General features: G+C 72.5%; 5 protein-coding genes. 2 read left to right on the top strand and 3 right to left on the bottom strand.

Annotated elements, in window-relative coordinates; translation table 11 throughout:
• The 3 genes from pepN to B9S57_RS00120 form a co-directional block, all read right to left on the bottom strand.
• Positions 1 to 2,575: aminopeptidase N (gene pepN, locus B9S57_RS00130; RefSeq protein ID WP_181011179.1), on the bottom strand; the 2,575-nt coding region annotated here is incomplete at its 3' end.
• A gap of 167 nt (positions 2,576 to 2,742) precedes the next feature.
• Positions 2,743 to 3,066 (bottom strand): chorismate mutase, encoded by a 324-nt coding sequence (locus B9S57_RS00125; protein WP_103513465.1) that lies wholly within the window; start codon positions 3,064 to 3,066, stop codon positions 2,743 to 2,745.
• 273 nt (positions 3,067 to 3,339) lie between these two features.
• Positions 3,340 to 4,116: a trypsin-like serine protease gene (locus B9S57_RS00120; protein WP_103513464.1), complete on the bottom strand. Its 777-nt coding sequence runs from the start codon at positions 4,114 to 4,116 to the stop codon at positions 3,340 to 3,342.
• A 245-nt stretch (positions 4,117 to 4,361) separates the two neighbouring features.
• Between B9S57_RS00120 and B9S57_RS00115 the strand changes: the two genes are divergently transcribed.
• Together B9S57_RS00115 and B9S57_RS00110 are read left to right on the top strand one after the other, a co-directional pair.
• On the top strand, positions 4,362 to 5,276 hold the full coding sequence (locus B9S57_RS00115) for a hypothetical protein (RefSeq protein WP_103513467.1): 915 nt from the start codon (positions 4,362 to 4,364) through the stop codon (positions 5,274 to 5,276).
• Between the two features lie 38 nt (positions 5,277 to 5,314).
• On the top strand, positions 5,315 to 6,378 hold a 1,064-nt coding region (locus tag B9S57_RS00110; RefSeq protein ID WP_103513463.1), incomplete at its 3' end, for an ankyrin repeat domain-containing protein.

Here is a 6,378-nt window from a genome sequence, read left to right as displayed (position 1 = left end):
CGGCGAGGGCGCGGCGGAGGTCGTCGAGCTGGTCGGTGAGTTTGCGGCGCAGGGCGGGGGTGAGTGCGGGGTTGGTGAGGGCCTGTTCGCCGAGGCGGATGCTGTCCTGGCCGACGGCGTGGGCGGGGAAGGCGTGGCGTCCGGCGGCTTCGGCGATGGCGGGGCCGCGGCGTGCGGCGAGGGCGATGGCGTCGGGGTAGTAGCGGGCGGTGTAGGGGTGGAGGAGTTCGGCCTGTTCGGGTTGCCAGAAGCCCTGGGCGGTGGCGGTGAAGAGGTAGTTGGACAGGGTGTCGGCGGTGAACATGGCGTGCCAGGCGGCTGCTTTGGCTTCGGGGGTGGGGAGGGCGGCGCGGCAGCGGGCGGCGCCTTCCTGTCCGGTGGCGCTGGGGTCGTGGTCGAGTTCGCGGGCGATGGCGGTCTCGTCGGTGGCGCCGAGGATGGCGAGGCGGGTGAGGATGCGCCAGCGGAGTTCGGGGTCGAGTTCGGGTCCGCCGGGTGCGGTGCCTTCGCGGAGCCAGTCCTGGATGGTGTCGGGCTGGGTGGCGGCGTCGATGAAGTGGCGTACGGCGGTGAGGCGGAGGCCGGCGTCGGGGCTGCCGCAGGTGGTGGTGCCGGGGCCTTGTTCCCAGTCCTTGGGGGTGAGTCCTTCGGTGCGGCGCAGGAGGTCGCGGCAGAGGGAGGTGAGGGTGGCGAGGGCGGTGGGGCGGTCCTGGGGTGGGAGGTAGCGGTCGGCGATGTGGGTGGCGGCGAAGCCGAGGACGCCTTGGACGAGGGCGAGGTCGGTTTCGTAGGGGAGGTGGGTGCGGGCGGCGGTGAGGTGGACGGTGGGATGGAGTTCGCCGTCGCGGACCATGTCGCGGGCGGCGTTCCAGAGGAGGGCGCGGGTCAGTGCGTCGGGGATGCCGGAGAGGTGGGTGAGGGCGGTGTCCCAGGAGGCGGGGTCGAGGCGGATCTTGGCGTAGGTGAGGTCGTTGTCGTTGAGGACGACGAGGTCGGGGCGGTTGCCGGGCTGGGTGGCGGGGGCGGTGTCCTGGGGGATGTCGAGGGCGAAGCGGTCGCGGAGGACGAGTTGTTCGGTGCCGGTCTGGGTGTCGAGGCTGTGGTCGTAGGCGCCGACGGTGATGCGGTGGGGGCGGGTGCCTGCGTGGTCGACGGTGAGGTTCCAGCTGTGGCCGGTGTTCTCGACGTGGGCGGTGAGGGTGTCGATGCCGGTGGTGCGGAGCCAGACGGCGGCCCAGGTGTGGACGTCGCGGTCGGTGGCGGAGGCGAGGTTGTCGATGAAGTCGGCGAGGGTGGCGTTGGCGAATTTATGGCGTGCGAAATGGGTGTTGATGCCGGCGAGGAAGTCTTTTTCGCCGAGCCAGGCGACGAGTTGGCGGAGTGCGGAAGCGCCCTTGGCGTAGGAGATGCCGTCGAAGTTGAGGAGGGCGGAGGCCGTGTCGGGGACCGCGTCGGGGTCGGGGGCGACGGGGTGGGTGGTGGGGCGCTGGTCGGCGTCGTAGCCCCAGCCCTTGCGGGCGACGCCGAATTCGACCCAGGTGTCGGGGTATGGGGTCTCCCCTGCTCGAACGGAGTTGAGAGCTCGGGGAAGGGTGGCTTCGGTGAGGGTCTGGTAGCCCATGTATTCGGCGAAGGACTCGTTGAGCCAGATGTCGTCCCACCAGGTGAGGGTGACGAGGTAGCCGAACCACATGTGGGCCATCTCGTGGGCGATGACCATGGCGCGGGTCTGGCGTTCGGTGTGGGTGACGGCGGAGCGGTAGATGAACTCGTCGCGGAAGGTGACGAGTCCGGGGTTCTCCATGGCGCCGGCGTTGAATTCGGGGACGAAGGCCTGGTCGTAGGAGTCGAAGGGGTAGGGCTCGTCGAACTTCTCGTGGTAGCGGTCGTAGCAGGCGCGGGTGATGTCGAGGATCTCGTCGGCGTCGGTGTCGAGGTGGGGGGCGAGGGAGCGGCGGCAGTGGATGCCGAAGGGGAGGCCGCGGTGCTCGGTGCGTACGGAGTGCCACGGGCCTGCGGCGACGGCGACGAGGTAGGTGGAGATGGGTGGGGTGGGGGCGATGGTCCAGTGGCCTTCGGGGGCCTGGGTGGCGGTGCCGTTGCCGAGGACGGTCCAGCCGGTGGGTGCGGTGACGGTGAGGTCGAACACGGATTTGAGGTCGGGCTGGTCGAAGGCGGCGAAGACGCGCTGGACGTCCTCCATGAAGAGCTGGGTGTAGACGTAGGTCTCGCCGTCGGCGGGGTCGGTGAAGCGGTGCATGCCTTCGCCGGTGCGGGAGTAGCGCATGGTGGCGTCGACGGTGAGTTCGTGGGGGCCTTGGGTGAGGCGGTCCAGGGGGTAGCGGTTGCCGTCGAGGCGTTCGGGGTCGAGCGGTCGTCCGTCGAGGCTGAGTGAACGCAGGGTGTCCGGCTTGATCTCGACGAAGGTGTCACCGGCCGCGTGGGCGGTGAACCGGATGGTGGTCCGGGAGTCGAAGGTCTCGTCGCCCGTGGTGAGGTCGAGGCCGACCGTGTAGCGGTGTACGTCGAGGAGCTTGGCGCGGGTCTGCGCTTCGTTGCGCGTCAGTACGGACATGGCGCCCATGCTGCCGTACGGGTGCGGGGCCGTGCAGGCGGGTTCTCGCAGGGCTGACGGCGGGTGACGGGGCGGTGCGGCGCCGTGCGGGAGTGGGCCCGGTGTGTCCGGGCGGGGGGCCGCACAGTGGGTGGTGCGGCTCCCGGGGCCGGGCGGGGGTGGTGGGGTCAGGCGTCGGGGGCCGCGGATTCCTCGGCGATGCGCTCGTGGTGGCGGATGACCTCGGCGACGATGAAGTTGAGCAGCTTCTCGGCGAAGGCGGGGTCCAGCCTGGCGCTCTCGGCGAGCTGGCGCAGCCGGGCGATCTGGCGGGCTTCGCGGGCCGGGTCGGCGGGCGGCAGGTGGTGTTCGGCCTTGAGGTGGCCCACCTGCTGGGTGGCCTTGAAGCGCTCGGCGAGCATGTGGACGACTGCGGCATCGATGTTGTCGATGCTCTCGCGCAGCCGGTTCAGTTCGGCGGTGACGGACTCGTCGGTGTCGCTCGTGGTCATGGTCGACGAGCTTAGACGCCCCGGTCGTGGGCCTGGTGGCGGAGGGTGCGACGGGGCGGGCCCCTGCCGGCTGCGGGTCCGGGTCGGTTGCGGCGGGGGCACTTACGCCGGGCCCGGGGTCCGGGTCGGTGGCGGTGGACCGGCGGCGGACCAGCCCTCTCTCCGAGCACGGGTCCGGGTTCGCCGCGAAGGGGCGGCGCTCGCGCCGGGCACGGGTCCGGGGGCACCCGTCAGGTCGACGGGTGCCCCCGGGGTGGCCGGCGGTGGGCCGGGTCAGAGGGTGGCGGCGGCCGAGGCGATCGCGGAGGCGAAGGTCGAGACCTGGGTGTACACGCCGGGGTAGCCGGGCCGTGCGCAGCCCTGGCCCCAGCTGACGATGCCGACCTGGATCCAGGCTCCGCTGTTGTCCTTGCGGAACATGGGGCCGCCGGAGTCGCCCTGGCAGGTGTCGACACCGCCGGTGCTGACGTATCCGGCGCAGATTTCCTGGCTGGGCACGAGGTCGCTGCCGTAGGCCTGCCGGCAGGTGGCGTCGGAGACGTAGGGGACGGTGGCCTTGCGGAGGTAGCGCTGCTGGCCGCCGCCCTCGGTGGCGGCGCCCCAGCCGGCGATGGTGAAGGTGCCGGTGTCGTAGGCGGTGGTGGTGGCGATCTTCAGGGTGGGCTGGTTGATGGGCTGGGCGAGCTTGATCAGTGCCCAGTCCTTGCCGACGCCGTTGTAGCCGGGTGCCTGGAGGACCTTGGTGGAGCGGACCTTGACCGCGGAGGAGGACTTGAGGTCGACGACGCCGGCGGTGGCGGTGATGGAGGTGTTGTTGCCGGATCCGCTGACGCAGTGGGCGGCGGTGAGGACGACGGTCGGGCTGTAGAGGGCGCCGCCGCACCCCATGGAGAGCCGGACCATGAAGGGGAATTCGCCTTGGGCGGCGCGGGTGCCGCCGACGACGGGGGCGGGGGCGGCGGAGGAGCTGGACGGCTGGAGGCTGAGGGTGGCGAGGGCCACGGCGGCGATGACGGAGCATCTCTTGAGGGTGCTCAGCAGCTGCTTCACGGGTGTGCCTGCTTTCGGTGGGGGGTGGTGGGGGGTGCGGGTGCAGGCGTGCGTGTCCTGGTCAGAGGGCACGGACCGGATCATTCTCGGCATGCCCTCGACAAGAACGATCCGATTATCGGGAAACGATCACCGCTGTCACAAGGCGGGGAATCCGGCCAAGATCGACTGCCGTATCCCGGCCGGTTCCCTTCGGACCGGCCTAGAGTGAAGGTCCGTGGAGCGCCGTGGACGGGGGTACGGACGTGAGCGACGTCGGCAACGGCGGTGGCGGCGGCGGCCCGGTCGTCCACGGCTTCCCGCACCTGGACGCCGTGCGGTCCGCGATCACCGCGCTCTACCGGCGGATCTCCCCCGACGGTGTGCGGGCCTACGCCACGAGCCTGGCTCCGGCCGACGCCGCCTTCTCCGACGTGGACGACCTGCATCTCGGCGCCCAGCGGGTGGCCGGCGCACTGGTGCAGCACCTGCGGCTGCCGCAGGCGCGCATCGTCGTGGGATTCCGGCGGATGGAGCACGCGGCGAGCGTCGAACTGACCGCAGGACCCGAGTACTTCATCGAGCTCAACGACCGTTTCCGCACGCACCGCAGGGACATCGGCGCCGCGCTGGCGCACGAGATCACCCATGTGCTGCTGCACCGGCTGGGGCTGGAACTCCCGGGCACCCGCGACAACGAGATCCTCACGGACACGGTGACGGCCTATCTGGGCGCGGGCTGGCTGCTGCTGGACGCCTTCCGTCAGGACGCCGTCTCCAGCCAGAAGCTGGGCTACCTCACCCCCGAGGAGTTCGGGTACGTCCTGGCCAAGCGGGCGCTGGTCTTCGACGAGGACCCGTCCGTGTGGTTCACCAGCCCTCAGGCGTACACGGCTTACACCAGGGGCCGTGCCGAGGCGCTGCGCGACCTGCAGCGGCCGCCGCTGGCGGCCGCGGGCTGGGCGGGCAGGCGCCGGTACGCCAAGGACCGCCGCGCTGCCGGGGAGCACCCGGGCCCGGCCCCCGGCCCGTCCGTCCCGTACGCCTTCGAGGGCGGGGCGGAGGGAGTCCGGGTCTCCTTCGCCTGCCCCACCTGCCACCAGCGCGTCAGGGTCCCGGTCCGGGGCCGGACGCGGGCCCGGTGCGGGCTCTGCCGCACGGTCCTGGAGTGCGACACCTGAGCGAACGTCCCTGGCAGGCGTGGTCGTAGGGTCGACGTATGACGAACGGACCGGCCGGGGGTGCGGGGTGCCTCTTCGACGCGTTGTACGCCGATGAGGACGCCGTCGTGAGAGCCCTCCGCGCGGGCGCGTCCGCCGAGTCGAGCGACTCGGAGGGGACGACGGCGCTGTATCTGGCGTCCGTGCAGGACCTCCCGGGCACGGTCCGGCTGCTCCTCGCCGCGGGCGCGGACCCGAACCGGGCGAGCGGCCCGGAGGCGGGAGACCTGCCGCTGTGCGGGGCGGCGTGCGGCGGCCACACCGAGGTCGCCGGGGCGCTGCTGTCCGCCGGGGCCGACCCGGACCGGAGCGAGGAGTTCGGCTTCACGGCGCTGCACTGGGCGGCGGGTCTGGGGCACGCGGGGGTCGCGGAGGTCCTCCTCGCCCACGGCGCGGACCCGGACCTGCCCGGCCCGCAGGACGAGGCCCCCCTGGTGGTCGCGGCGCGGCGCGGATCGGTGCACACCGTGCGGGCCCTCCTGCGGTACGGAGCCCGCGGCCACTCCCCCGCGCTGGAGGAGGCGAGGCGGATGCTCGCCCTCGACGTGGAGCAGGAGCTGCGCGACGCGCTGCGGGACATGTACGGGGGCGAGGGGCGCGCGGGTGCGGTGCGCCGTGCGCCGGTGGACGGCGGCGTGACCGTGACCGTCGAACTGCTGCGGGACGGGGAGCCGTTCGCGTCGCAGGACGGGCAGACGGGACACGGGGCGATCGCGACGCTGCTGGAGCACGAGCTGGGTCTGCGTACCCCGTTCGAGGAGCTGGCCGTCCGGGCCCTGCGGGGCGGGGACCTGGAGCTGGACAACTGGGTGGTGGCGGTCGGGACGCTGTGGCGGCGCGGCGACGAGGAGACGTTCCAGGCGGCGGCGGCCTGGACGGCGAGCGGGGATCCGCTGCGCCGGGCGTTCGGCGCGGACGTGCTGGCCCGGCTGGGTTTCGATACGGGCGGCAGGCCGTTCGCCGCACAAGCCGTGCCGCTGCTCCGGGAGCTGGCCCGGGACGGTGACCCGGTGCCCGCCGGAGCGGCGGCGCGGGCGCTGGACGGGTACCTCGACGGGTACGG

Source organism: Streptomyces sp. SM10, from assembly GCF_002910915.1.
In the GTDB taxonomy this organism is placed as follows: domain Bacteria; phylum Actinomycetota; class Actinomycetes; order Streptomycetales; family Streptomycetaceae; genus Streptomyces.
This window is presented reverse-complemented; position numbering and strand designations above follow the sequence as displayed.

What these genes read in the sequence shown, in the direction of transcription:
- B9S57_RS00125 (WP_103513465.1), bottom strand. Translation starts at nt 3,066, where the DNA reads ATGACCACGAGCGACACCGACGAGTCCGTCACCGCCGAACTGAACCGG.